The sequence below is a fragment of the Xanthomonas bromi genome (assembly GCF_900092025.1).
In the GTDB taxonomy this organism is placed as follows: domain Bacteria; phylum Pseudomonadota; class Gammaproteobacteria; order Xanthomonadales; family Xanthomonadaceae; genus Xanthomonas; species Xanthomonas bromi.
Window position 1 is genome coordinate 1 of record NZ_FLTX01000075.1, and the last position, 23,164, is coordinate 23,164.

General features: G+C 63.3%; 27 protein-coding genes and 2 pseudogenes. 4 read left to right on the plus strand and 25 right to left on the minus strand.

Translation table 11 applies throughout. The features are described from left to right. The 25 genes and pseudogenes from XBLMG947_RS19405 to XBLMG947_RS19515 all read right to left on the minus strand — a co-directional run. Positions 1 to 986, minus strand: a 986-nt coding sequence (locus tag XBLMG947_RS19405; protein ID WP_065470202.1) for a phage late control D family protein, incomplete at its 3' end; no start/stop codon positions are given. Beyond that, positions 983 to 1,381: a phage tail protein gene (locus XBLMG947_RS19410; protein ID WP_065470203.1), complete on the minus strand. Its 399-nt coding sequence runs from the start codon at positions 1,379 to 1,381 to the stop codon at positions 983 to 985. The genes XBLMG947_RS19405 and XBLMG947_RS19410, both read right to left, overlap by 4 nt. 12 nt (positions 1,382 to 1,393) lie before the next feature. Continuing rightward, a complete protein-coding gene (locus tag XBLMG947_RS19415; RefSeq protein WP_065470204.1) occupies positions 1,394 to 4,264 on the minus strand; it encodes a phage tail tape measure protein in 2,871 nt (956 codons plus the stop codon). Positions 4,265 to 4,296: 32 nt separating this feature from the next. Continuing rightward, positions 4,297 to 4,410, minus strand: coding sequence for a GpE family phage tail protein (locus tag XBLMG947_RS22060; protein ID WP_005922203.1), 114 nt, complete (start codon positions 4,408 to 4,410; stop codon positions 4,297 to 4,299). A gap of 8 nt (positions 4,411 to 4,418) precedes the next feature. Then, a pseudogene (locus tag XBLMG947_RS19420) lies at positions 4,419 to 4,720 on the minus strand (phage tail assembly protein). A gap of 45 nt (positions 4,721 to 4,765) precedes the next feature. After that, the gene (locus tag XBLMG947_RS19425) at positions 4,766 to 5,275 is read right to left on the minus strand and encodes a phage major tail tube protein (protein WP_065470205.1); all 510 of its coding nucleotides are present in this window, start codon (positions 5,273 to 5,275) and stop codon (positions 4,766 to 4,768) included. A gap of 30 nt (positions 5,276 to 5,305) precedes the next feature. Then, positions 5,306 to 6,460, minus strand: coding sequence for a phage tail sheath subtilisin-like domain-containing protein (locus XBLMG947_RS19430; protein ID WP_065470206.1), 1,155 nt, complete (start codon positions 6,458 to 6,460; stop codon positions 5,306 to 5,308). Positions 6,461 to 6,471: 11 nt separating this feature from the next. Beyond that, on the minus strand, positions 6,472 to 6,831 hold the full coding sequence (locus tag XBLMG947_RS19435) for a GPW/gp25 family protein (protein ID WP_065470207.1): 360 nt from the start codon (positions 6,829 to 6,831) through the stop codon (positions 6,472 to 6,474). Beyond that, positions 6,828 to 7,388: a phage baseplate assembly protein V gene (locus XBLMG947_RS19440; protein ID WP_065470208.1), complete on the minus strand. Its 561-nt coding sequence runs from the start codon at positions 7,386 to 7,388 to the stop codon at positions 6,828 to 6,830. Before XBLMG947_RS19440 ends, XBLMG947_RS19435 begins: the two co-directional genes overlap by 4 nt. A gap of 60 nt (positions 7,389 to 7,448) precedes the next feature. Next, positions 7,449 to 8,027: a phage tail protein gene (locus tag XBLMG947_RS19445; protein ID WP_065470209.1), complete on the minus strand. Its 579-nt coding sequence runs from the start codon at positions 8,025 to 8,027 to the stop codon at positions 7,449 to 7,451. Between the two features lie 9 nt (positions 8,028 to 8,036). Next, positions 8,037 to 9,542 carry a phage tail protein gene (locus XBLMG947_RS19450; RefSeq protein WP_065470210.1) on the minus strand — a complete coding sequence of 502 codons (1,506 nt, stop codon included), beginning with the start codon at positions 9,540 to 9,542 and terminating at the stop codon, positions 8,037 to 8,039. A gap of 9 nt (positions 9,543 to 9,551) precedes the next feature. Next, positions 9,552 to 10,097: a phage tail protein I gene (locus XBLMG947_RS19455; protein WP_065470225.1), complete on the minus strand. Its 546-nt coding sequence runs from the start codon at positions 10,095 to 10,097 to the stop codon at positions 9,552 to 9,554. Next, positions 10,090 to 10,980 (minus strand): baseplate assembly protein, encoded by an 891-nt coding sequence (locus XBLMG947_RS19460; protein WP_065470211.1) that lies wholly within the window; start codon positions 10,978 to 10,980, stop codon positions 10,090 to 10,092. Before XBLMG947_RS19460 ends, XBLMG947_RS19455 begins: the two co-directional genes overlap by 8 nt. A 175-nt stretch (positions 10,981 to 11,155) precedes the next feature. Further along, on the minus strand, positions 11,156 to 12,916 hold the full coding sequence (locus XBLMG947_RS22065) for a retron Ec67 family RNA-directed DNA polymerase/endonuclease (protein WP_083993279.1): 1,761 nt from the start codon (positions 12,914 to 12,916) through the stop codon (positions 11,156 to 11,158). 230 nt (positions 12,917 to 13,146) lie between these two features. Beyond that, the gene (locus tag XBLMG947_RS19465) at positions 13,147 to 13,593 is read right to left on the minus strand and encodes a phage virion morphogenesis protein (RefSeq protein WP_065470212.1); all 447 of its coding nucleotides are present in this window, start codon (positions 13,591 to 13,593) and stop codon (positions 13,147 to 13,149) included. Continuing rightward, positions 13,581 to 14,000: a phage tail protein gene (locus XBLMG947_RS19470; protein ID WP_065470213.1), complete on the minus strand. Its 420-nt coding sequence runs from the start codon at positions 13,998 to 14,000 to the stop codon at positions 13,581 to 13,583. The genes XBLMG947_RS19465 and XBLMG947_RS19470 overlap by 13 nt, the downstream gene beginning before the upstream one ends. Next, entirely contained in the window at positions 13,997 to 14,485 is a 489-nt protein-coding gene (locus tag XBLMG947_RS19475; protein WP_065470214.1) for a hypothetical protein, read from the minus strand. The genes XBLMG947_RS19470 and XBLMG947_RS19475 overlap by 4 nt, the downstream gene beginning before the upstream one ends. After that, positions 14,485 to 15,123, minus strand: a complete 639-nt coding sequence (locus XBLMG947_RS19480; protein ID WP_065470215.1) for a glycoside hydrolase family 19 protein — start codon at positions 15,121 to 15,123, stop codon at positions 14,485 to 14,487. Before XBLMG947_RS19480 ends, XBLMG947_RS19475 begins: the two co-directional genes overlap by 1 nt. Further along, entirely contained in the window at positions 15,123 to 15,398 is a 276-nt protein-coding gene (locus tag XBLMG947_RS19485; protein WP_005922189.1) for a phage holin family protein, read from the minus strand. Before XBLMG947_RS19485 ends, XBLMG947_RS19480 begins: the two co-directional genes overlap by 1 nt. After that, complete coding sequence (locus XBLMG947_RS19490) at positions 15,391 to 15,747, minus strand: phage holin family protein (protein ID WP_065470216.1); 357 nt, start codon at positions 15,745 to 15,747, stop codon at positions 15,391 to 15,393. Before XBLMG947_RS19490 ends, XBLMG947_RS19485 begins: the two co-directional genes overlap by 8 nt. A 4-nt stretch (positions 15,748 to 15,751) precedes the next feature. Beyond that, positions 15,752 to 15,961, minus strand: coding sequence for a tail protein X (locus XBLMG947_RS19495; RefSeq protein ID WP_065470217.1), 210 nt, complete (start codon positions 15,959 to 15,961; stop codon positions 15,752 to 15,754). Beyond that, positions 15,961 to 16,428 (minus strand): head completion/stabilization protein, encoded by a 468-nt coding sequence (locus XBLMG947_RS19500; protein WP_065470218.1) that lies wholly within the window; start codon positions 16,426 to 16,428, stop codon positions 15,961 to 15,963. The genes XBLMG947_RS19495 and XBLMG947_RS19500 overlap by 1 nt, the downstream gene beginning before the upstream one ends. A gap of 98 nt (positions 16,429 to 16,526) precedes the next feature. Further along, entirely contained in the window at positions 16,527 to 17,246 is a 720-nt protein-coding gene (gene gpM / locus XBLMG947_RS19505; protein WP_065470219.1) for a phage terminase small subunit, read from the minus strand. 3 nt (positions 17,247 to 17,249) lie between these two features. Continuing rightward, the gene (locus XBLMG947_RS19510) at positions 17,250 to 18,266 is read right to left on the minus strand and encodes a phage major capsid protein, P2 family (protein ID WP_065470220.1); all 1,017 of its coding nucleotides are present in this window, start codon (positions 18,264 to 18,266) and stop codon (positions 17,250 to 17,252) included. A 45-nt stretch (positions 18,267 to 18,311) separates the two neighbouring features. Next, positions 18,312 to 19,154 carry a GPO family capsid scaffolding protein gene (locus XBLMG947_RS19515; RefSeq protein WP_065470221.1) on the minus strand — a complete coding sequence of 281 codons (843 nt, stop codon included), beginning with the start codon at positions 19,152 to 19,154 and terminating at the stop codon, positions 18,312 to 18,314. A gap of 147 nt (positions 19,155 to 19,301) precedes the next feature. Here XBLMG947_RS19515 and XBLMG947_RS19520 point away from each other — a divergent pair, with 147 nt between their 5' ends. From XBLMG947_RS19520 to XBLMG947_RS19535, 4 genes and pseudogenes are all read left to right on the plus strand, one after another. Continuing rightward, a complete protein-coding gene (locus XBLMG947_RS19520; RefSeq protein WP_065470222.1) occupies positions 19,302 to 21,065 on the plus strand; it encodes a terminase ATPase subunit family protein in 1,764 nt (587 codons plus the stop codon). Then, positions 21,065 to 22,087 carry a phage portal protein gene (locus XBLMG947_RS19525; protein ID WP_065470223.1) on the plus strand — a complete coding sequence of 341 codons (1,023 nt, stop codon included), beginning with the start codon at positions 21,065 to 21,067 and terminating at the stop codon, positions 22,085 to 22,087. Before XBLMG947_RS19520 ends, XBLMG947_RS19525 begins: the two co-directional genes overlap by 1 nt. Before the next feature lie 25 nt (positions 22,088 to 22,112). Beyond that, a complete protein-coding gene (locus XBLMG947_RS22070) occupies positions 22,113 to 22,358 on the plus strand; it encodes a Com family DNA-binding transcriptional regulator (protein ID WP_083993281.1) in 246 nt (81 codons plus the stop codon). Continuing rightward, positions 22,276 to 22,971: pseudogene (locus tag XBLMG947_RS19535) on the plus strand (DNA-methyltransferase). Before XBLMG947_RS22070 ends, XBLMG947_RS19535 begins: the two are co-directional and overlap by 83 nt. The last annotated feature ends 193 nt before the right edge of the window (positions 22,972 to 23,164 follow it).

Genomic DNA, 23,164 nt, shown 5'->3' on the forward strand with positions numbered 1-23,164 from the left:
TAGTCGAGCACGCTTTCCAGTTGAACAGAGCTTCTGAAGCCGCTCTCTTCAACACCATGTACAAGTCTAGAAATAATCCAACGCTGCGTATCAATCTCCGGCTTGAAGCTCCTCACCGTGACAATTTGCTCTGGAAACAGATCCGCCCGCCCGATCGCCAACGTGTAGTCGAACTTCGCCACGCCGCGTTTCACCCGCTCCAGCTCCGCGTGCGCATGCTGGCGTGCCGTTGCCTCATCGGCATACGACTCGCGCAGGCGCTTGACGTTGTCGTCCTTGCCCACCAGCACCGACTGCCGCCGCGCCTTGCCTTTGTCCACCCAGTAGGCGCACACACCGGTGTAAGCATCCCGGTCGGCGACTGAGTAGCGGTGTTGGTCGCCATCGCGCCGCGTCAGGATGGCAGTCGGCAGCGGTTTGCCGGTCGCCGTGGTGCTGGCGCCGATCGGTACAAACAGAAGCGCCCCGGCTTTGAGCGTCGCGACCGCATCGAACCGTTGTCCCAGACGCGTGAGCAAGTTCATGTCGCTCTCGTTGGCCTGGTCGAGGTGCTGCAGCTTGGTCCGCGCTAATGCCTCGGCCACGCGCGGCGTCAGGCCATGTTCGCCGGCCAGCGTGCTGAGCACTGCGCCCAGTGTGGTGTTGTGCCAGCTACGCTCGCGCCGCGTGCGCACGCTAGCGGTCAGGTCCGCACTGCGCGCACGTACTGTGATGATGTCCGGCGCACCGCTGTACTCCACCTCGTCCACGATGAAAGTGCCTTTCTCGACTAGACCAAGGGCTTTCCATCCCAATGCCACGACCAGGCGCACACCGCGCTTGGGCAGCGCCATCTTGCCGTCGTGGTCATGGATGCGTAGATCCAGCTGATCGGCTTCGCCGCCACGGCATTCGGTCAAGGTGAGATCTAGCAGACGTGGTGCGATACGATCAGTGAGGTCGGCACCATCGAGCATCACGCGCCACTGCGGAATCGGATAGCTCATGCGGTTGCCTCCTGCGCGATGTCGTCGGCGCGGCGCAAGCTGAGCTGGAATTCGATCCGGCGCGGGGTTCCGTCTTCAAAAAACAGCGATGCGGTCTCGTTGACTGACAGGAGCACGTACGGCCCGTAGACCACGCCGGCACCATCCACCAGCGGCAACGGCTCGCCATCTGCAGCCAGCTCGCGCAGCGTGTCCAGCGAAGCCCGCGTGCCGGTAAGTTCGGGCGCGATCAGGCCTGACAGTTCGACGGTGTCATCGCCCGGACCCAGGAACTGGCTGGCCGGTCGCGCGCCAACGCGCTCACTGGTGGCATGACGCCAGCTCATTTGCCGTTGCAGCTGCAGGAACGCGGCGCTGTCGAGGGCAAACACAAACGTACCGTAGGACATCATCATTCGGGTAAATCCTCAGTCATCGCGCAGGCTGGAGCGGCGTGTCGCTGCTGCGCGTCGGTCGCGCTCTTCGATCTGGCGAGCGACTTCGCGCGCCAGTGCATTGGCATCCATGCCCGGTGCGGCATGGACGTGGATGACGTAGCTGTTCCCGGCTGCCGGCGCACTGGCGACGCGCGTAGGAGGCGACAATGGCGCGCGGTTATCGATCGCCGGCACTGGGGCTGTGGCCGTCGCCAAGGCCAGGCCAGCTCCCACCGCACGCATCCGGTTGCCGAGCGCCATGACGGCCTGCATAGGCGCGCCCTGGCCGCGCTGCAGGCCCACGGTCAGGCCTTGCATGGTGAAGTCGCCCAGCTGGGCAAACACGCGCGACGGGCTGTGGATCCCCAGCAGGCCCTTGAACCGATCGACCACGCCGGTGCCCACGCTGGCGATCGCATCGCCGGCCGCGCCGAGCTTGGAGCGGATGCCCTGGACAAGGCCGGTGATCATGTCGGCGCCGGCCTGCAGCATCCGGGCCTGCCAGTTGGCCAGCTGCAGGTTGATGCCGGCCCATAGCTGCAGTAGCCCCTGGCGGATGCGATCGCCGTTGCCGGTGAACACACCCACGATCAGCGACCAGGTGCCCTGGACGGTCTGCCAGACGCCGCCGAGGATCTGCTTGATCACCGGCAGCACGGACACGAAGGCCTGCACCAGCCAGCCGATCGCCTTGACGGCCAGCTGCAGCTGGGTGACCAGCACCGCGCCCAGGATCTGCCCGAAACCACGACCGGCCTGCGTTGCACCGTGCAGCTGCGCGGTGGTGGCCTCGAACGGCGTCAGCAGCTGCTTGATCCACGCCCAGGCCTGGCCCATTGCGGCGGCCACCGTGTCCCATACCGGGCCGAGCGGCGCGAGCGCGGCCTGCAGCTCGGCCAGCACCGGCGCGGCCACCTCGACGATGCCCTGCCACACACCGATGGCGAATGCCTTGATCGGCCCCCAGTACTTCCACACCAGCAGCGCCACCGCAGCGACGGCCGCGCCGATTGCCAGCACCGGCAGGCTGACGCCGCCCAACAGCGGCAGCAGCAGGCGCGCGCCATTGGCGAGCATCGGAAGCACGCGGCCACCGAACGTCAGCCCCTGCCGCAGCAGTGCGCCAAAGCCACCGCCGCCCGACAGCAGCGCGACGGCGCCATGGATCTGCGAGAACGCCATCGCGGCCACGCCGCCGGCCACCAGCAAACCGCCCAGGATCGTGACCAGCGCGGCGCCGGCGATCGCCGTTTTGGCGATCGCACCCACCAGCACCGGATTGGCGCGGATCCACGTCGTGACCTGGCCGACCACCGCAGCAGTGCGTTCGGTCAGTTCCTTGAACTGCGGCAGCAGTGCTTGACCGATCGATTGCGACACCACCACGGCGGTGTTCTTCAGCAGCTGCAGTGAGTTGGCCGAGGTGGCCACCCGCGAGGCGTACTCGGCCGACATCGAGCCGCCGTAGCGCTGCGCATCGGCCACCTTGGCGAAATTGCCCTGCAGCAGTTCCAGATTGGTCAGCAGCGGTGCGATTGCACCGATCGACTCGCGGCCGAACAGCTGCGTCATGGTCGCGGCCTGCTCGGCCTTGGGCAGTGCACGCAGCTTCTGCAGCACGGACATGATCGCCCCGCCTGCATCCTTCTGCATGACCTGGGCCATGGTCGTGGCTTTGATGCCAAGTTTGTCGAAGGCCTCGCGCTGGCTCTTGGTGGCCGACTCGCCCGAGGCAAGTGTGAGCAGCATGTTCTTGATGCCGGTGGCCGAGACTTCCGACTCGATGCCCATGCCGGCGACGGTGGCACCCAGCGCGGCCAACGGCCCGCTCTGCAGGCCGGCGACCTCGCCCAGGGCACCAATGCGGTTCACCACCGCGCTGATCTTGTTGACGCTGGCAGGACCGGTGTTGCCGAGGTAGTTGATCTTGTCGGCCAGCACGACGACCTCGTCCTGACCCATGCGGAACGCGGTGCGCCAGGTGGCCATGGTCTGGCCGGCTTCCTCGGCGCTGCTGTCGAAGGCCACGCCCATCTTGGCCGCGTCCTCGGCGAAGCGGACCAGCTCCTGGCGCGGGATCGCGGCCTGACCGGCGGCGGCCACGATCTTCGCAATCTCGGCGGGGAGCATCGGCAACCGCATCGAGAGGTTCTCGACATCGCGGCCCATCTGCAAAAATTGCTGCGGCGTCTTGAAGTTCACGACCTTGCGCACGTCGGCCATGGCCGACTCGAATTCCATCGCATCGCTGATCGGCAGCAACGAGGCGCCCAGTGCGCGCTGGCCGGCGAAGGCCATGCCGGCGCCGTAGGCGCTCGCCTGCAGGCCGGCGCTCTGGATCCGGGCGCTGCGACGCTGGGCAGCGTCGATCGCCGTCAGGCGCTGCTGCTGGGCACGCATGGCGGCGTCGGTGCTGTCGATCTCGCTGCGCAGGCGGCGCTCGTGCGTGACCAGCTCGCGGGTGCTGATTCCGGCCGTTTCAAGGCGAACACGCAGTCGCTGCAGGCCGGCCTCCTGCGCGCCGTGTGCGGTCTTGAGTTCGCGCGCGGTGCGCACGGCGCGCTCGAACTCGGCATTCATGGCAGCGGTAGGCGTGCCGGTCGCCTTGATCTGCTGGGCGAGCGTGCGCACCGACTGCCGCTGTGCGTCGAGCGCTGCCTTGGCCCGCTGCGCCATGGCCACCTGCTCGCGGTAGGCGCCGATATCGCGGTGTTGGCTGTTGAGTTGTCGCAGCGCATCGCGCTGGTTGCGCAGTGCGGTGGCAACGCCACGGCTCCCATTGAGCACACGGCGGAACGGGCCGGTGGCGCGATCGACAGCGGCCAGGATGACCTGCAGGCGCAGATTGTCGGAGGCCGCCATTTAGGCGGCCTCGTGGGTCAGGTGGTGCAGCATCATTCGGCTCCGCTTCGCAGACGGGCACGCTCGCGCCACGCCGTGAGTTCGTGCAGCGACCAGCCGTCCATTTCAGACGGCGGCCAATGGAAGATGGCCGCGATGTCGGCCATCGCATCCTCTACATAGTTGGGGAAGCCACTTCCCTCTGTGCCTTCGGCAAGAAAAAAAGCGCGACCTCCTGGCCGACCGCCAGCAGGTCGGCCGGATCCATCGCATTGACGTCGGCGGTGGTCAGCGTGGCGAGGAAATGCGCGGCAGCAGTGTTGCCAGCGCGGTGACATCCAGCTGCAGCACGTCGGTGAGCTTGAGCCCACGCAACTCACCGGCGCCAGGCTTGCGCACCTTGAGGTCGGTGATGGTTTGCTCGCCGCGCACGATCGGCTGGTCAAGGGGAATGGATGGGGAAAAGCTGGGTGTCATCGGAAGGTCTCAGGGCTGAGGCCCGGCGGCGCCAGGCCGGAAGGATCAGGCGCCGATGGCGCGGCGTTGGGCGGCGAGCAGATCCACGCCGTTGACGATCTCGGTCATGTTCACCAGATCGATCTCGATCACGGTGGCGCCGTTGATGGTCAGCTTGTAGTAGCTGGCCGAGGTCTTGACCGAAAACTCGGTGTCATCCCCCGACTTGGCGGTACCGGGATCAATCTCTTTGTGGCGGCCGCGCACGACCACTTCCACCGCATCCACCTCGCCGCTGTCGTCGCGCTGGTAGGCGCCGGCAAAGCGCAGCTGCACCGCGTTGTGGGTGGTGGCGCCGTATTGGTTCAGCACGCCGCGCATCATGCCGCCGCACTTCCATTCGAGCTCGATCTTCTCCTGGCCGAAGTCGATATCGACCGGGCCATTCATGCCACCGCCGCGATATTCCTCCATCTTGCGAGACAGCGTGGGCAGCTTCACCTCGGCCACCTGGCCGAGATAGCTCTCACCGTCGTTGAACAGGTTGAGCGCCTTGAGTTTCTTGGGCAACGCCATGGGGTTCTCCGGGAATCTAAGTCAGGTGCGTTACGCGTTGACGCGTTCGGCAAAGTCGGCTAAGTAGCTGGTGGTGATCTTCTGATACAGCTGCAGGTTCTCCAGCGGCGGCACCGGTGTGTAGTCGTAGTCGATGCGCAACGCGCCATCGGCGAGCGTGGTGGCGCTATTGACCGTGCCGTCGTACCAGGCGTTGGCATCGATCAGATAGCCGGACGATTTGAGGTCGCGGAACTTGGCGTTGATCGTTTCCAGCAGGTCTTTGACCAGCGAGGGGTGCATCGGCTTGTCGACGTAGAACGCCACGCCCTCGGCGATAGTGTCGGCCAGGATCTGTGCGGTGCGCGTCGCGGTCTCGAACGCGAACGCGAACATGCTGTCCTCGGCGCACGTGCGCGATCCCCAGAAGCGCTGCCCGTTGAAGGTCACCAGCGTGGTGATGTCGCCTTCGTTGAGCACACCGGCATCGGTGGCCGGATCTTGTAGGTCCCAGTGCACATCCTTGGAGATGCCGGTGACGCCGGCCACTGGCACGTTGGACAGGCTCTTATGCCAGCCCTGTTCGGTGTCGATCTTGGCGCGCAGGCCGAGCGCACGTGCAGTGGCATACGCTGCGGTCGTTGTGCTGGTGGCGGTGTCGAAGGCCAGGAAGTCGGGCCAGATCAGCATCAACTCGCGGTCGCTGAACTGACCGCGATACGTCACTGCCTCGGCGACGGTCTCGGCCACTGGGCGCACATAAGCCATGGCGCGCAGCTTCTTGGCGATGGTCGCCAGCGTGTCCAGACCAGGCGCGCCCAGGATGCGCGGGCGCACACCCAACTGTGCCTGTGCGGCAAGCAAGGCATATAAGCCGGTGTAGCCGCTGGACTCGGCCTTGCCGATGACGTTGGACGAGGTCTTCGCCGCGTCTTCGTCCTCTGCCACGCGCACGACGATGGTCACCGGATTGGTTTGATCGGCGACGCCCTGCAGCGCGGTACGCAAGGTGCCCTGGGTGCCGGCGCTGGCGATCGCACCGAGCACGTCGGTGATCAGCGTCGGCTTGTTCAACGGGAAAATTTTCTCATCCGCATCGGCGGCCGTGGCGACCAGGCCGACGACCGCGGTGGAGACGGTACGGATGGTGCGCGTGCCCGCGCTGACTTCGATGACGCGGACGCCGTGGTGGTAGGTAGTGGACATAGGTTCCTCGATCAGGACGAGCGGAAGCGGAGCGGAATGGTCAGGCGCGTGCGCGCATTGGCTGGGGCAACATCGGTGCGCTGCCCTTCGATGGTCAGCACGAAGCTGCCGGGCGTGTCGCCGACGACCAAGCCGACGCGGGTGAGGCGCAGGCGCGGCTCCCAGCGCATCAATGCAGTAGCGGTAGCGCCGTAGAGCAACGTGCGGGTGGCGCCGTTGAACGGCTGGTCGATCAGCTCGGGCAGCAGCGAGCCGAAGTCGCGGCGCTGCTCGCGTGTGCCGATGGGCGTGGTGAGGATGCAGGCGATCGACTGGGCCAGGTGTTGCTCGCCCCCGATCACACGCCCGGTGGTGGCATCGACGCCGATCACTGCGGCCCACCGCTGAGCGCGCTGCCGGCGGTGACGCCGGTCGTCTTGTGGTTCTTGAGGCTGATCCCGCCGCCCAACACGTCGGTGTCTACGGTCGCCGTGCCGGTGATGCCGGTATCGCCGTTGATCTGTGTGGCGCCGTTGACTGTCAGCGGGCCATTGAGCGTGATGCCGCCATCGGCGGTGATGGTGGCGCCGCCGCTGGGCAATGTCGCCTGCAGCGCATGCGCGTCGGTGTCGTAGTGGATCTGCGCGCCATCGGCAAAGCGCAGCACGTGCAGCGTGTCGGATGCGGCAGGCGCGGCGAATTGGTCGGAGTACAGGCCGCGCAGCACCAGGCCATCGGCCAGGTCGCCGGCCGGCGACAGCACCACGACCTGTTCGCCGATCGCCGGCGCCGACCAGATGATGGTGGTGCCGGCCAGGGTGACCACCCAAGGCAGATAGTCGGTCAGCATCTCGCCAACCTGTACGCGGCATCGCGCAGTGGCAAGATTCACCTCTGCCACAGTACCGAGGCGAATGGCGTTACTCAGTGCTGCGGATGCGTTGCCTATGCAGCCATGGTCGATGGCTGCAAGATCTTGCGCACTGCAATTGGTGCGTAAAGCATCAGGCTACACAGTGGCCGTGTCAGACACGTTGGGCTGCACCGACCACGTCTGTGCACCCTCATCCCACACCAGCGTGCCATCGGTCGACACTGGTGGCGCCACGGTGGTCAGCTGGCCCGGTAACGCGGTGCCGGCAGTCAGGCGCGGTGCAATTGCGCCGGTGGCCTTCTCCCATACCAACGCGGCGCTGTAGTCCGGATCTGCGCGCCAGCTTGCACGCAGTGCGTCCCATACGTTGCGGCGGTAATCGCTGGGCAGGAAGGTGATCGGCTGCGAGGTGGTGCAACCCTGCGGGAGTGCATCGCCCAAGGCAAGCGTATTGGCAATCGGCGCAGCGGTCGCGGTGCTATAGAGCATGACGCCGCGATAGTCGGGCACCAGCTCCCACGTCCCGGAGAGCGGCGACAAGCGGTGCCGTTGATACAGCCCGGCAGGCGGCGTTGGTGCGTTGGCAACCGTGTTGGGTGGAAGCGGATAGCGGCCCTCCAGTTCGGAAAGGTAGACCGTCACCGGGCCGATGTATTCACCGGTGGTGGGATCAAAGGCGAAGGCGGTGTTGGTGCGCGGGAGGGTGTTGGTCATGGTCGGTCCTCAGTAAGCAATGCAGTAGCTCATGCGCAAGCCGGCCGGCAGGTTGTCCGTGCCGCCGGCTGCGTTGACGGTGATGGCGTGGTTGTGAGCACCGGCACCGCGATGGTCAACGTCATGGGCGTGATTGCCTCCTTCGCCGATGCCAATGCTGTGGCTGTGATTGCCGGCGCCGTTCATGCCGATGTTATGGGCATGGTTGCCTGCGCCATCGGTGCCAAAGCTATGGGCGTGGTTGCCGCCGGCACCGGTCCAGCCGTCCGAGGGCGAGGCATCGTTGTCGCGTTCCCGATAGATGCCATAGCCATTGATCACGCTCGATGGAATCACGCCAGGATGTTGGTGGTCGCCGGAAGCGCTGGTGCTGCCGCTGTGACCGTGGTGGCCCTGGGTGTCAGTCCAAGCGCCGTGGGCGTGGTCACCGGATGCACTCGCACTTGCGCCGTGGGAATGGTTGCCGGCGCCATAGAGCGCGATGTAGTGGGCGTGATCGCCAACCGCAGCAGCACTGGCGCCGTGTGTGTGGCTCAACACCTGCCCGGTGCTGTGGATGCCGACGAACTGTGCGGAATTGGTGTGGGTAACGGTGGTTCCTTCGCGCATCAACGGCAAGTTGAACGTAGTGCTGCCATCGCCTGCGCCGTAGACGGTGCCGATGGCGGCGAACAGCGCGGCGTACTTCGCTCGCGAGACCGCTGCGCCATCGCAGAGCAGCAGGCCAGCAGGCGGATACCGCGAAGCCATGACCACGATCTGCCCCGGCAGCATGAAAGACTGCGGCACGTTGAGCATGTTGCGGAAGTCGCGATACCAGTCGCCTTGTCGACCGTCCAAGCTGTCTGCATCCAGCCCATTACCATGCCCGGCGTCGCTCAGTGCGGCTGAGCGAATACCCAGCACACTGCGTGCAGCGGCCGCAGTAGTACGCGAGAGGAGCTCCTTGATGAACTCGGTCGGCCCCATCTCGCCCAGGCGCTGGTCTAGTGCCGCCAGCAAGTTGGACGGCGACACCGCCCGCTCTTTATCGAGGCCCGCGATGGCCTGTGCGTCGGTGGACAGGCGCACCACGCCCGGTACGTCCACTGTGGCCGCTGGATTGGTGAAGTTGGTGTCACCGAAGGTGATCTGTGCGGTGTCCACGTCGGCCAGTACAACGTCGATCGCCAGCAGCACGGACACCGCGCCAGACTTTTCCACCAGCAATGCCGGCTGACCATAGGCGGCGAACAGCGTGCCATCGGCCAGATACAGACCGAAACCGTAGCAGCTATAGACGGCATTGGATTCGTCGCGCACCGACACGTGGATCGTGTCCTTGGCCGTGACCGAGCCACCGATGGTGGTCAGGCGCTTGATCTCGGACGGCAGCGAGGTCAGTGCGGCATTGGCCACAAACGCGGCGCTGGTCAGTCCGACTGCGGCGATGGTGACCGCCTGGGTGCCGGTCTGCTTGGCATTGACCAGAGCCTGGCGGCCGGCGGTAGTGATCTTGAGTTTAAGTCCGGGCATGGGTGCTCTCTAACTTGCCTCGCCCTGCAAGCGCAGGAACAACGTGGCCCTGCCGCGCGCGACGACGTCGAGTCGTGCCTCGGCCTGGAACCCTTGGGTGAAGGTGAAATGCGAGCGCACGGGCTTGGTGCGCTCGACCTCGGCGATGACTTCTTCGACGAAGCGGGCGCTGGCGCTCTGTCCATCGGCGCCGGTGAACGTCAGTGCCAGTTCGAAGGTATGCGGGGCGCCGCGTGGCTCCTGCTGCCACCACTCACGGATGGCCACCGCGCCACCGAACGACTCGACCACCATCCGGACGCTGTTGGCGGTGCCCTTGCGACGCTGGATCGCCATGGCGCTACGCAGGCGCGAGCGCTTGACCGCATCGCTCCAGTCGGCCTTCCAGTCATCCACCGATAGCGTCCAGGCTAGCCATGGCAGATGTCCGGATGGGCATGTGTCCGGATTCCACAGATCCGGGTACGGGAGCGGAATCGCCTCCAGGCGCTCGGTGACGGCGGCCAGGGCGCGCTCCATCGGTGTGGCATTAGGTGGCAGCGGGGAACTACTCATCAACGCCGGCATGCACGATGTTGATCGCGGTGCAGTAGGCGGCCTGCGTGCGGCTGATTCGGATGTCAGCTGCAGGCGAGTCCAGCTCAACACGCTGCACGCCATCGGCGAACAGCTTGGCCTTGATCGCTGACTCGGGCACGTCACGGCCGATGCGGTGAGCTTCGTTCAGATACGCCTGCAAGCTGCGTAGCGCCTCGCGCATGACCACCGCCGAGTCCGGGCCAGCGTAGGTGTAGACGCGCCCACGAATGGCATACGGGACGATCAGAGCGCTCTGGACCGTGACATTGTCTGTCAGCGGACGCACATCATCGTTGGTGAGGATTGCCGCGACTTCGTCTAGAAGGGCCTGAGGAGCAGTGCCATCGCCGATGCGCGATTGGACCGTGACCAGCACTTGCCCAGGCGCGGGGCTGGTGGCGCTGGCATCCATGACATCGGCCGCTGCGCTGAGCGCGTGATAGATGTAGGCGCCCTCGGGGCCGGCAACACTAAAGCCCTCCGGCGCCAGCTGGATCCGGCGCCGGAAGTCCACGTCCGACTCGTAGGTCGGCGCAATGCCGGTCTCGGGTTGGCCCGTGTCGAGCACCAGGCGCGCGACGCCGAATAGCGCGCCCAGGTGATCGAGGTTGGTGCCGGTGGCAAAGGCCAGCATGGTTTGCTGCGCCTTGTCGTTGGCGCGCTGGCGGATCAGCAGCTCGCGAGCCGCGAACAGCTGCAGGATCTTGTAGACCGGATCCGCCTCGGTGAGTGCGGAGAACTCCGGCAGCAACCGCCGAAACTGAGCAAGCGCATCAGCGAAAATCGCCTCAAAGTCCAGCGGCTCAATTAAGTCAGGAGACTGGAGCCTGGAGAGATCGACGGCGGTAAAAGAGGCCATTGCTGTTGGTAAGTAGGGGATCCCGATAGCGTCTTATCTACTCGCAGGCTAGGAAACAATTTTTCCGCGTAGATCCTTGGTTTACAGATCACAGCTGCAAATTAATTAGAGATTTTCAGCTTTAGGATTGCCTCGGCAATCCTTTGTTCAAATCCGCAAGGGTGTTATTGGGAAACTATTTGATGCTCTTATAGTAGTGATCCATCGCCTCTTTGATTCTTTGCAAAAGCGGTGTAAAGCCGGCAAAATTAATTTCATGGGCTTTTTTTGCCACCACATTTATGGCAAACGCCGTTTTCCCGTACTCCGATGAGTCTTCAATTTCTTTTGATTTGTTGAACTTTTTTCCATTTAACTCTTCTTTGAGTGTTGCATCGGAAAATAAGCATTCAATATCAGTGTTCTTCTTCCCCTTAACTGGCGGGGTGGGGACTACATAAATATTTTGAGTGACGTGTATGAATTTGGCATAACCCTTGGGTTTAGGTTTTTTTGTGATGCCTGCAATTGCCTGATAAATGTTATCTGCCCCGCTATCGTTGTCTATTACAACTATTACGGGATGAGTGGGCTGAGGGGCGGATTCCCACATGCTAAGGTTTGCATGAAAATTTTTAAGTAATTTGCATATCCCGCCAACACCCCCGCTTAAATCAGTGACAATGCCCGTTCGCCGTTCGGAATACTTAAAAAGCCTAACTTTTAGTTCGGGAGGTGAACCCGGCTTTACCATTGATGGAAATGCGTTTGCATGAGCCTTTAGGGCGCATTTAATGTAAATATTGTCTGTTTTTCCTTCGCACAATATTACTGGCTGCTCCGGCATGTAAAAATGGTAATAATAAAGGAAATTACGAAAAAGCTTTAGCCTTCCCTCTGGCAGTGCGGGCGGCAAGCCATTCTTTTTCCGAAGTGATTCGTTGAACTGATCAACATAATCAATATGAGTGAGGCGCCCTAAAAGCTGTGCGGGGCGTCCTTCGAACTCCTGAACTACTTCTTTCTCACCAGCAAGATTTTTTGCTTTGAAGCAAAATTTGAATTTCCCAGTTTTGAACAGACTGCTCACCATTGCTCTCGTGGTGTATCTGTAATCTGAAGTGACATTAACTTTCTTGTTGACAGAGAGTCCCGTAACCTCTTGTCGAGAATCTTTGTACTGCATTCTTGTCTTCTTTTCGTTGAAAAAGAATCCGCTTTTTTCAACAATTACTGAGACTTCTTTGCCTGGCACCCATTCGTTGCTGGTTATTTTTTTTGCTATAGCTAATGGAAATTCTTTTTTATTCGTACTGAACGTGAGGTCGTCTGCGTATCTCGTGTATGTCACGCCATTTTTTTTTGCTGCTTTAGCTAAAAGCGTATCCATGGAGTGCGCAATAAGATTAGAAACCACAGGTGAGCAAGGACTTCCTTGCGGAATACTACCCTTGTGGCAAATTATGTGCGCGAGTATTTCTGACACTTTTGGATCTAAAGAGAAGTTTTTATTCTTTTCAAAAAAAGCGCGAACGCGACCAAAGTTGATTGCGCCAAAAAAATCTTGTAAGTCGGTATTGAATACAAAGCGACGATTTATGTGGGGCCGCCCATTAGTCATGATTGAGTGATAGCGCTTAAATCCGTGGGCTATCCCTTGTCTATCAGGGCTTTCTTTATGGTTTTTTATTAGGGCAATCTCCAATAGACAGTCTTGGAGTATTTTGGAAAGACGAGATTGGATCAGTTTAAGATGTTTTTCAGGCGCATTAATGCTGCGCACTCCGCCGTACTTTTTCTTAATTTCGAAAGATGTGTACCATCCGGTCCTTTTATCTTTCTTGTAAAGCTGCATGGCTAACACTGCGGGCTTTAGTCCAAGCAGTGGCGCAAGGTCATGTAATGAACTCGCAGCCTTTAGGGAATCAAGCGCCGGAGTACTAAAAATTTTAGCCATAGTCTTCCTTGATTAATTAGAGGACTCGCGGACACTCCCTGGCGCAACCATGCACCACGTACGTACGACAGAGGGACATCCGAGGGCATATCTCGAGACATTTTTTTCACATGCCATGAAGCGATGGCAAAAAATCTGTCCGCGAGTCCATCTTGAGCGTATCACAAGGTTTCACTAACGTGCACCTCGACCGAAAAAAACTCACACGACTAACAAGTTACCGAACTCATCTACAGGAGGTGGCTGGTTAGAATGTCTCGAACGAGACTGCGATCCGATTCGGTAAAGCCCAGTAGCACCCGCTTTCCATACCGCGCTCGCGGTCCGTTCGTTCGAACCCGATCGAGTAACCCCTCTTGATGCACGCGCGCGATGCGCGACACGCGCCCCACAAATCCCATGCTCACCTGGCTAGGGCTTGCGCTGACCTTGAAGTATTTGGCCTTCCGCAGCTTGGCAAACATCTTCGCGCGCTTTACCCGCCCAGACTTCTGCCGCAGTTGTTGCTTGCGCGGTGCGTACGGTGTGCCATCCGGCGCCTGTTGCTTGCCGATGCGCTGGCTCTGCGAGCGCCTCAGTTCCGTTCCGATCCTGCGCGCCAGCGTGCGCCGCTCGCCCTCCTGCAGACGCCCCAGCAACGGCGCAGCCCAGTTCTCCAGCGCGGTCATCTCATCCATGTGGGATCGATCACCGGCTCGGGTGCATGGTCCATGTGGTAGCCGCCGTCGTCCTTCGCTGTGACCACGACGCGCTCGGTGAGCGGCAATTTGATCGACAGGTCCACGGCGTCGTTGGCGAGGATGTCGGCCTCGAAGGCGATGTCGCCACGGCGCGCAGGATTGGACAGCAGCTCGGACTGATTGACCTGCACCCACTCCAGCAGCGGCAGCATCACGTTGTCTGGGTGGCCGGCGTAGTCGGTCAAGATCAGGTTGAGCGTGTACTGGTACTCGAACGACAGCCCTGGCTGGAACGTGCTGACCAGGCTGCCCGCGTCGATGAACACCAGCAGCCGATCGGCGTCGCGTGCCAGATCCGGCAATGCCGCGACCAGATGCGCACGCAGGCTCGCTGGCTTGATCATGGCGTCGGTACCGGTGCGTGCAGCTCGATCCAGTCCTGCAGCGCGCTCAGTTGCGTGGCGGTGGCGTGACAGCTGGTGTAGTTGTCGGCGACGGTACCGGCAATGCCAGAGAGCGTAATGCCGGCGGCCGGCGCATCAGGATCTCCGGTGGGCGGCCCGGCAGGGTTGCCCGAGGCGGCGGCGTCGTGCAGCCGCACAAAGCCAGCAGGGATAGCGCAAGCAGCATCGGCTTTCTGGGTGACATAGATCGGGATCTCGCGGGTGATGGTGGCGCCGGCTTCGCGCACGATCTGCACGCGGTCGACGTACTGCGTGACGACGGTGGTGGAGCCTTTGGCGCTGTCGCGTTCCGCCTCGGCCTGGCGCTTGGCCTGCAGCGCGGCGTCGCGGTCTTGCTGGGCGGCGCCGACGCGATGCTCTTGCCACACGCAACCGCCGACGAGTGCGGCGATCAGCGCGAGCAGGATGATGACGCGCGTGACCATCAGCTGACGCCCAGGATCTGCAGGGCGCGCTGCGTGCGCGTGACGCGATCGTTGTGGCCCTCCGGCAAGCGCTTGGCACGCACGTTGCCCAGGTTGATCTTGCGGCCCAGGCCAAGCACATCGCCCGTATCGGCCAGCGCATTGAGGCCGTTGTCGTGCCAGTACGCGGCCGCAGCCAGGGCGCTCGGTTCGATCTGCAGCAGCAGATCTGGCTGGTCTTCCACGGGCAGGCCAATCAACTCACCCATGCGGCGGTAGTTGCCACGGAAGGTGTGCTGCATCGGGCCACGGCCCCGGTGGCGATAGCCATCGCCGCTGGCTTCGTTACCGTTGCCCAGGCGATTGGCGTAGACAAAGTTGGCCAGGCCGACCGGATTGCGCAGGAACTTGGGCGCTTGCGCCGGCGTGATGCGTGCGCCGAAAACTTCCAGCAGCCTGGCGCTGGTGGTGTAGGTCAGGCCTTCTTCCATGCGGGACAGACTCAAGCTTTCGTGGCCGACTTGGCCGAGCCAATGCGCGGCGCGGCGCTTGGTGGTGATGCCGAAGCGGTTGGCGGCGGCAACCAGTGGGCCGTGCCAGAGCTGAGCGCGTTGGGCCGAGCACTGCATGATCGAGGCGAGCTGGGTATCGGTGAACATCAATCGACCTTGAGGATGCGCGCCACATTGCCCTGGGCGCGGTAGGTGAGCACCGCCAGCACGATCAACGTGCCCAGGTGCCAGAGACTGACTTGTGAGCCGGCGCCGGCCAGTAGGATGTGCAGCGCCTGGCCGCCGGTGCTGGCGATCAGCAGCCACGCGCACCAGCCCGCGCCGCGTCGATGGCGCGCGTCGACCGGGCGGTGGTAGGTAAGCAGGCGGACGCAGATGGCGAGCGAGGCCATCAACGTCAGGACGGTGACCAGGCTATGCACTGGGCGGACCTCCACGACGTAGGAAGGAAAAGTCGAAGGACTTGCTCTTTTCGATCAGGCCCAGCGTGACGGTGATGGCACACGCCGCGCTGGCGAAGGCCGCCACGCCGCTGGACTTGATCGGCAACCAGCGCAGGATTTCCGGCGCCAGCTGGTAGCCGGCGATCACGCTCACCGGGAAGTAGATAAACCGTGCCAACAGCGGCTGCTTGGCGACAGACACCACGAACAGCGCGCCGCCCGCGAAGGCGCCGATCAGCGCGTCGCCGTCGATGCCAGGCAGCACGGAGGCAAGGCCCACACCGGTGGCGATCACAAAGCCGCTCGATACGGAGGTGGGTTCGGTCATCAGATCAGTCCCATAGCTGCACAAGCGGCGTCATTGCCGCTGTGGTGGTGGTTACCTCGGGCAACTCCACTGGCGTGCCATGCGGGAGCACGGCGCCCAGTTCGGCCAGGCCGGGATTGAGAAGGTAGGTGCGCTCGACCAGGCCGGCCGTGCTGCCCAGGTGGCGCCAGCACAGCAGGTCGACGGTGTCGCCTTGCATGGCGTACACGCGCATCAGATGAGCTCCACCGTGCTGCGTGGTTTGTCCTGCAGATCGCGCACGGCCCAGCGCTGGTCGCGGCGTAGCTCGGTGATGCTGGGTGACAGGTCATCGGCGCGCTGGTTCGCGCTGTCGGTGGCGTCGAAGCTGCGGTAGCGCTCTGCCACCTCGACGGCGGTGGCACACGCCACCGCGCGCAGGTACAGCTGCACGCGCCGCGAGACGCCATCGACGGTAGTGCTGGGCACATCGCTCAATGCCGCGTAGCCGGCCACCTGTTGCGTCAGCGCCCAGGTCTGCAGGGCATCGTTGACCGCCAACATGGCGGCGACGATGGCGTGGCGTAGACGCGCATCGGTCACGGTGCCATCCAGGCGCATGCTGGCGCGCAGCTTGGCCGGTGCGATCTCTGGCCAGAACGGCGCATTGGCGATCGCATCAGGCGCGGCGCTGGTGGTGCCGGTGGCAGTGAATCCGCTCATGGATGGCTCGGAAGAGATCGCCGGTGGTCGGGGCGTCACCGCAGCGATTGACTGCTGTGGATCGGCCCCGAGCCGGCGAGGGTTGCGGGGACGCTCGGTTATGCGCTGGTGCCCGCAGGCTCAGCACTGAACTTCTTCAGGAGGCGCTCGGCGCGCTCCAGATCCTTCTTGCCGCCGCAGCTGCCGTGCAGTGCGATGGCGCGCTGTAGGTCGGCGACAACGGCGGCAGCGATCGGCTGTGCCTGGTCGGCAGGCGTCTCGTCGGTGATGCCAGCCAGCGATGCGCGTGCCAGCGCCAGGTGCAGCTTGGCGCGCACCTCGTCGGGCATGTCCTGCTCGGCGGTCAGCGTGGCGGTGTCGGCCAGCACGGCCGCATCGAACGGCTGGCCGGTCTTCTGCGCTGATAACGCCGCCTCGGCGACTTCCTCGGCCAGCACGCAGCCCACCGTGCGAGAGAAGCGGTCGGGCATCTGCAAGCCGTGCTTGAGCACATAAGCGCCCAGCTCCAGCGCGCCGGCATAGTCGCCGGCATCGATGCGCCACACCATGCACGTCATGACGACCTCGTCCTGCGCGCCTTGGCCGCCGGCCAGCACGCCGGCCAAATACGGCACGTAAGTCGGCAGCAGCTGCGCCTTGAGCGCCGCCTTGCCTTGGGTGGACTGGATCTGCTTCAAGCGCAGGCGATCGCTTTGCAGCTGCGCCATGTGCTGCTCGTACGCCGTTGCACCAGCCATCAGCTGGTGCGGGGCGCGCTGGGCCGCTTCCAACTCGGCGAGCACGCGGCTGTGGTGACGCTTGGCGGGACTGTCGGCCATGGCTTAGGCCTCGATCTCGATGTGCTCGACCACGCAGCCCAGGCCATAGTCTTCGACCACGTAGGCATCGTTGGAGGACTCGTAGTTCTCGATGCGGTCGCGGGCGGGCACTTCCTGGATGTAACGACGACGGCCGCGGGTCTGGTAGTAGATCGACAGGTTCGCCAGCGAGGTGACCATCAACGCGCCGTCGGGCAGGTACGGCACCTCGGCCACCTGCAGGCCACCGACGCGGCGCTGGCTCAGAATCAGGTCGGTGGCGATCTTCTCGCTGGCCGGCTGCTCCTTGTTGACCATCGGGAAGTACTTGTCGTGCATCAGGTCGCGGCCCAGCACCACCACCAGGCTCGGGTCTTTGCGGTGCCATGGGTCGAGCAGGTTGCTCACCACATCGAACACCAGTGCATCGAGGTTGCCGTAGTCGGCGCCAGCAGCGCCGCCGATGACCACCTTGCCCGCGGCCTTGCCGCTCGCCAGCACGCGCTGCGCAGCGTTGGTGCGGTACTGCTGCAGCCAGCCGATGTTGACATCTTCCAGCAGCGGGAACGCGGCGCGGTCGGTGTCGGCAGCGGCATGCGTGCCGTTAAAGCCGATCTGCAGACGGTCCAGCGCCTGGCGCTTGACGATGGCATCGCGCAAACGTGCCTGGAAGTCGGGGAACTTGGCCCAGGTATCGAGTAGCGCATACGGGATGGCGGTGTCGAAGTCGGTCTTCTTAGCGACGTACTCGTTTTTGTCGAGCGCGGCGACATTGCGCGGGGTGCGGGTCTTGCCGGCGCCGGTGTCGGTGCGGCTGGCGATGCTGCCGGTGACGCCGATGCCGACCTTCTGCCCGGACAATTCGTCCACCGGGATGATGTTGACCTTGGACAGGAACTCGCTCGATTCCTGCATGCGCGTTTCCAGCTTCTGCTGCACCGTCGGATCGACGGCGAACGAGTGGAAGGCGGAGGTGATGCCGTTGAGCTTGGCAATCTGCTCGGCGAATTGGTTGAACTGCAGGCGGGTGGCGTTTTGCATGGTGGCTCCGAAGGTGTGGCGCTGCGGCGTGTGTGGGGTGTGGGATCAGCAGTCGGTCAGCACGGCCGCGCCGCTGCCGGTGACTACCGGGCGTGCGGGCTGTGCGGGGTCGGGCTGTTGCGACAGCGACTCGCGCAGCTGCGCCAGGTCGTTTGCCAGCTGCTCGTGTTTGCTCTTCTGCTCGGCGTGTTCGGCCTGCAGGCGGTTGAAGCGTTCGTCCTGGCCGCGCACATGCTCGGCGATCTCTTCGACGCCCTGGCCCAGGTCGGCGAACTGCTCGGCGGTGATGCTGGTGGCGTCCTCGCTCTTGAGCGCGGTGCGGATCCGGCTGAGCAGGTTGGCAACCGGGCCTTCGCTGACCTCGCTGAACTCCAGCGCGGTCTCCTCGGCGGCGGTGAACAGGTTGCCCGGTGACTGCTTGCGATCGGCCAGCGGGTTGGCGTCCGGGTTCTGGCTGGCGAAGCTGAGCATGGAAGTGCCCAGGCTGGCGGGCGAATCGGTCACGGCCAGGCCGACCAGATACGCCTTGCCGGTGTTGGCGAACTTCTCCTGCACTTCGATGCTGGTGTAGAGCTTCTGCTTGGACTTGTTGATGGTGATCAAGTCGGCGGTCGGCTCGATCTGTGCGAAGAGCGCCAGACGCTTGGTGCCATCGATCTCCACCTCTTCCGCCTTGACCGCAGTGACATCGCCATACGCACGGAACGGCGAGTCCGGCAGCAGGCTGCGCATGTGCTCGATCCAGATGCGGGCGTTGTAGGTCTCGCGGTTGTAGGTGGCGGCCATGTCGTCGATCCAGCTGCGCTGAATCGTGCGGCCATCGGTGGTGGCGCCTTCGACGGCCACGCGGAACCAGTTGGAACGGAACTTCTTGGTCTTGCCCGACATGGGTGTCCTCTGCGCTGGATGCGTTTGCGATGCGATGGATGCATGGTCAAACGCGACGCACAGCGCAGCAACGCAAGCGCGGTGTAAACACCGCAATTACGTGTCGATGCGCTGTCGAGACTAGAAGGAGCGCTTCACTCTGGTGGCATGCAAAGCGTTGCCACCCAGCTCCCGATGGACACCCGCAGACAGGCGAAATTCCTGTACTGGATGGGATGGCGCGTGACCGAAATTGCGCAGGCCATCGGCGAGAACGAGAAGACTGTACACAGCTGGAAGTCGCGTGACGAGTGGGATCGCGCAGACAACGTCGAGCGTATCGGTGGTGCACTCGAAGCACGCCTGGTCGTGCTGATCATGAAGCCGGAAAAGTCCGGCGGCGACTTCAAGGAAATCGATCTACTGCATCGGCAGCTGGAGCGCCAAGCGCGTATCCAGCGTTACCAGGGTGGCGGCAACGAGGCCGATCTGAATCCGTCGGTTGCAAATCGCAATGCCGCGCCGAAGAAGAAGCCCAAGCGCAACGACTTCACCGAGGAACAGATCGAGCAGCTGACCACAGCGTTCGTCGACGGCTGCTTCGACTATCAGCGCGATTGGTATCGGGCCAGCAATGAGCGCACCCGCATCATCCTCAAGTCGCGTCAGATCGGTGCCACGTTCTACTTCGCACGCGAGGCGCTGATCGATGCGCTTACCACTGGGCGCAATCAGATCTTCCTCAGTGCCTCCAAGGCGCAGGCACACCTGTTCCGTGGCTACATGCAGCAGTTCGTGCGCGAGACGATCGACGAAACGCTATCCGGCGGCGACAGCATCGTGTTCCCCAACGGCGCCGAGCTGTTCTTCCTGGGCACCAATGCGCGCACTGCGCAGGGCTACCACGGCAATTTCTACTTCGACGAGTTCTTCTGGACCTACGGGTTCAACGAATTGAACAAGGTCGCCAGCGGCATGGCGATGCACAAGAAGTGGCGCAAGACCTACTTCAGCACGCCATCGAGCATGGCCCACGAGGCCTACACGTTCTGGACCGGCGAGCGCCGCAACAAGGGCAAGCCGGCCGCGCAGCGGATCCAGATCGATGTCTCGCATGACGCGCTGGCCGGTGGTCGCCGCTGCCAGGACCGCGCGTGGCGGCAGATCGTCAACATCCTCGACGCGCAACGCCGTGGCTGCGACCTGTTCGACATCGACGAGCTGCGCGAGGAATACAGCCCGGATGCCTTCGCCAACCTGCTGATGTGCGACTTCGTCGACGACGGCGCCAGCATCTTCCCGTTGGCGATGCTGCAGCCGTGCATGGTCGACAGCTGGGTGGAGTGGGGCCAGGACTACAAGCCGTTCGCCGCGCGTCCCTACGGCGATCGCGCGGTGTGGATCGGCTATGACCCGGCCGAGACCGGCGACACCGCCGGCCTGGTCGTGCTGGCGCCACCGCAGCAGCCTGGCGGCAAGTTCCGGCTGTTGGAGCGCATCCAGTTCCGGGGCATGGACTTTGCCAAGCAGGCGGCCGAAATCGAGCGCATCACGCGCCGCTACTGGGTGACCTACATCGGCATCGACACCACCGGCATGGGCAGCGGCGTGGCGCAGCTGGTGAAGCAGTTCTTCCCGAATCTGGTCACCTTCAGCTACTCGCCCGAGGTCAAGACGCGCTTGGTACTCAAGGCGTTCGACGTCATCCACAACGGGCGGCTGGAGTTCGACGCCGGCTGGACCGATGTGGCGCAGTCGTTGATGGCCATCCGCAAGACCATGACGGCCAGCGGCCGGCAGTCCACCTTCACCGCCGGCCGCTCGGAAGAGACCGGCCACGCGGACCTGGCGTGGGCACTGTTCCACGCGCTGCAGAACGAACCGCTGGAAGGGCGCACCGCGCGCAACTCCGGTTTCATGGAGATCTCTTGATGTTGACCGATCAGCTGCCCGCCACTGCGCCTGCAGCGCCTGCCGTGCCCGCGCGCACCGAGGCCTTCACCTTTGGCGACCCGACGCCGGTACTCGATGGGCGCGGGGTGCTGGACTATCTGGAGTGCTGGCAGAACGGGCGCTGGTACGAGCCGCCGGTGGCGCTGGATGGGCTGTCCAAGACCACGCGCAGCAATCCGTTCCTGCAGTCCGGGCTGATCTTCAAGCGCAACATGCTGGCGCGCACCTTCAAGCCGCACCGGCTGCTGACGCGTGAGGCCTTCGAGCAGCTGTCGCTGGACTGGATCACGCTGGGCAACGGCTACCTTGAGCGCCGCCGCAACCGCCTGGGCGGTGCGCTGTTGCTGACCGCACCGCTGTCCAAGTACATGCGGCGCGGCGTTACCGAGGGCGAGTACTTCCAGGTCCGCACCTGGCACGACGAGCACGTGTTCGAGGCGGGCAGCGTGTTCCAGCTGCGCGAAGCCGATGTCGATCAGGAACTCTACGGCCTGCCCGAGTGGATGCCGGCCATGCAGTCCGCGCTGCTCAATGAGTCGGCCACGCTGTTCCGTCGCAAGTACTACAACAACGGCTCGCACGCCGGTTTTATCTTGTACCTGACCGACCCACAGCAGAGCCAGGAAGACGTCGACGCGCTGCGCAATGCCATGAAGGGCGCCAAGGGACCGGGCAATTTCCGCAACCTGTTCCTGTACTCGCCCGGCGGCAACAAGGACGGGCTGAAGCTCATCCCGGTCAGCGAAGTGGCGGCCAAGGACGAGTTCAGCGGCATCAAGGGCATCACCCGCGACGACATGCTGGCCGCGCTGCGGATCCCGCCGCAGCTCATGGGCATCGTGCCGCAGAACGCGGGTGGCTTCGGCTCGATCCGTGAGGCCGCTGCCGTGTGGGCCGCCAACGAGCTGGAACCGCTGCAGGCGCGCATGTTGAAGATCAACGACTGGGTCGGCGATGACGTCATCGCCTTCACCCCCTACGCGCCGCCAGCGGCCGCGTAATCCTTTCCCACCGCACGACCACGCAATGCTCAAGAACCTCCGTTGTGGCGAATGCGCCCGCCTGCTGTGCAAGGCCGGCGCCTTCGATGAAATCCAGATCAAGTGCCCGCGCTGCGGCACGCTCAATCACCTGAAGGCCGAGAGCCTCACCTCCGATCGCTGCGAGCGAATCCAAGAAGGCTCTCACCATGAAAAACCAGCTGTTGCAGGGCGACGCCCTGACCATCCTGCCCACGCTCGAAGCGAATTCGTTCGACGCGCTGATCACTGATCCGCCGTACGCCAGCGGTGGCCTGACCGCCGCTGCCCGGGCACGGCCGCCGTCGACCAAGTACTGCCGGGATGGCGTACATGCCGACTTCGTTGGTGACGAGCGCGACCAACGCTCGCACCTGAAATGGATGCATTTGTGGTTGTCCGAGTGCGCGCGCGTGCTCAAGGATGGCGCGCCGGTGCTGCTGTTCACCGACTGGCGGCAGCTGCCGTTGACCACCGACGCGCTGCAGATCGCCGGCTTCACCTGGCGCGGCATCACCGTCTGGGACAAGACCGAAGGCGTGCGGCCGCAACTGGGCCGCTTCCGCAACCAGGCCGAATAAATCGTGTGGGGCAGCAAGGGCAACATGCCGCTGGATCGTCGTGCGCCTGTGCTGCCTGGTGTCATCCGCGAGTCGGTACGCAAGGCCGAAAAGCACCATCTAACTGGCAAACCTACCGAGTTGATGCGGCAGCTGGTGCGGATCTGCGAAGCAGGTGGTCATATCCTTGATCCCTTCGCGGGCTCAGGCACTACGCTAGTTGCAGCCAAGTTGGAAGGCCTACGTGCTACCGGAATTGAGATGGCGTCCTACTATGGAGATATATGTAGATCGCGTCTGGCTTAAATAAAAAGGCGCCCTCGGGCGCCTTTTTATTTAGAGCTCATCATCGCCGCCAATTCCTACAATCTCGGCGTTGCGCACTTCGTCATCAATGACTCGCGCGGTTACCGAAAGCTGAATCGGCGTTCTTCCCCATTCCGCCTCTTGCAGAGAACGTCTCCAGGCGGGGGTAAGTAGCGTCTCTTTTACCTTTGCA

Excerpts from the sequence above, each read along its gene's own strand:
- XBLMG947_RS19425 (WP_065470205.1), bottom strand. The coding sequence starts at position 5,275 with ATGGCGTTGCCCAAGAAACTCAAGGCGCTCAACCTGTTCAACGACGGT.
- gpM (WP_065470219.1), bottom strand. The coding sequence starts at position 17,246 with ATGGCCGACAGTCCCGCCAAGCGTCACCACAGCCGCGTGCTCGCCGAG.
- XBLMG947_RS22070 (WP_083993281.1), top strand. The coding sequence starts at position 22,113 with ATGCTCAAGAACCTCCGTTGTGGCGAATGCGCCCGCCTGCTGTGCAAG.
- XBLMG947_RS19455 (WP_065470225.1), bottom strand. The coding sequence starts at position 10,097 with ATGAGTAGTTCCCCGCTGCCACCTAATGCCACACCGATGGAGCGCGCC.
- XBLMG947_RS19495 (WP_065470217.1), bottom strand. The coding sequence starts at position 15,961 with ATGCGCGTGTACGCCATGCAAGGCGACACCGTCGACCTGCTGTGCTGG.
- XBLMG947_RS19470 (WP_065470213.1), bottom strand. The coding sequence starts at position 14,000 with ATGATCAAGCCAGCGAGCCTGCGTGCGCATCTGGTCGCGGCATTGCCG.
- XBLMG947_RS22065 (WP_083993279.1), bottom strand. The coding sequence starts at position 12,916 with ATGGCTAAAATTTTTAGTACTCCGGCGCTTGATTCCCTAAAGGCTGCG.
- XBLMG947_RS19510 (WP_065470220.1), bottom strand. The coding sequence starts at position 18,266 with ATGCAAAACGCCACCCGCCTGCAGTTCAACCAATTCGCCGAGCAGATT.
- XBLMG947_RS19430 (WP_065470206.1), bottom strand. The coding sequence starts at position 6,460 with ATGTCCACTACCTACCACCACGGCGTCCGCGTCATCGAAGTCAGCGCG.
- XBLMG947_RS19460 (WP_065470211.1), bottom strand. The coding sequence starts at position 10,980 with ATGGCCTCTTTTACCGCCGTCGATCTCTCCAGGCTCCAGTCTCCTGAC.
- XBLMG947_RS19465 (WP_065470212.1), bottom strand. The coding sequence starts at position 13,593 with ATGGATGAGATGACCGCGCTGGAGAACTGGGCTGCGCCGTTGCTGGGG.
- XBLMG947_RS19500 (WP_065470218.1), bottom strand. The coding sequence starts at position 16,428 with ATGAGCGGATTCACTGCCACCGGCACCACCAGCGCCGCGCCTGATGCG.
- XBLMG947_RS19445 (WP_065470209.1), bottom strand. The coding sequence starts at position 8,027 with ATGACCAACACCCTCCCGCGCACCAACACCGCCTTCGCCTTTGATCCC.
- XBLMG947_RS19415 (WP_065470204.1), bottom strand. The coding sequence starts at position 4,264 with ATGGCGGCCTCCGACAATCTGCGCCTGCAGGTCATCCTGGCCGCTGTC.
- XBLMG947_RS19450 (WP_065470210.1), bottom strand. The coding sequence starts at position 9,542 with ATGCCCGGACTTAAACTCAAGATCACTACCGCCGGCCGCCAGGCTCTG.
- XBLMG947_RS19480 (WP_065470215.1), bottom strand. The coding sequence starts at position 15,123 with ATGTTCACCGATACCCAGCTCGCCTCGATCATGCAGTGCTCGGCCCAA.
- XBLMG947_RS19410 (WP_065470203.1), bottom strand. The coding sequence starts at position 1,381 with ATGATGATGTCCTACGGTACGTTTGTGTTTGCCCTCGACAGCGCCGCG.
- XBLMG947_RS19515 (WP_065470221.1), bottom strand. The coding sequence starts at position 19,154 with ATGTCGGGCAAGACCAAGAAGTTCCGTTCCAACTGGTTCCGCGTGGCC.
- XBLMG947_RS19525 (WP_065470223.1), top strand. The coding sequence starts at position 21,065 with ATGTTGACCGATCAGCTGCCCGCCACTGCGCCTGCAGCGCCTGCCGTG.
- XBLMG947_RS22060 (WP_005922203.1), bottom strand. The coding sequence starts at position 4,410 with ATGGCCGACATCGCGGCCATCTTCCATTGGCCGCCGTCTGAAATGGAC.
- XBLMG947_RS19520 (WP_065470222.1), top strand. The coding sequence starts at position 19,302 with ATGCAAAGCGTTGCCACCCAGCTCCCGATGGACACCCGCAGACAGGCG.
- XBLMG947_RS19490 (WP_065470216.1), bottom strand. The coding sequence starts at position 15,747 with ATGACCGAACCCACCTCCGTATCGAGCGGCTTTGTGATCGCCACCGGT.
- XBLMG947_RS19475 (WP_065470214.1), bottom strand. The coding sequence starts at position 14,485 with ATGGTCACGCGCGTCATCATCCTGCTCGCGCTGATCGCCGCACTCGTC.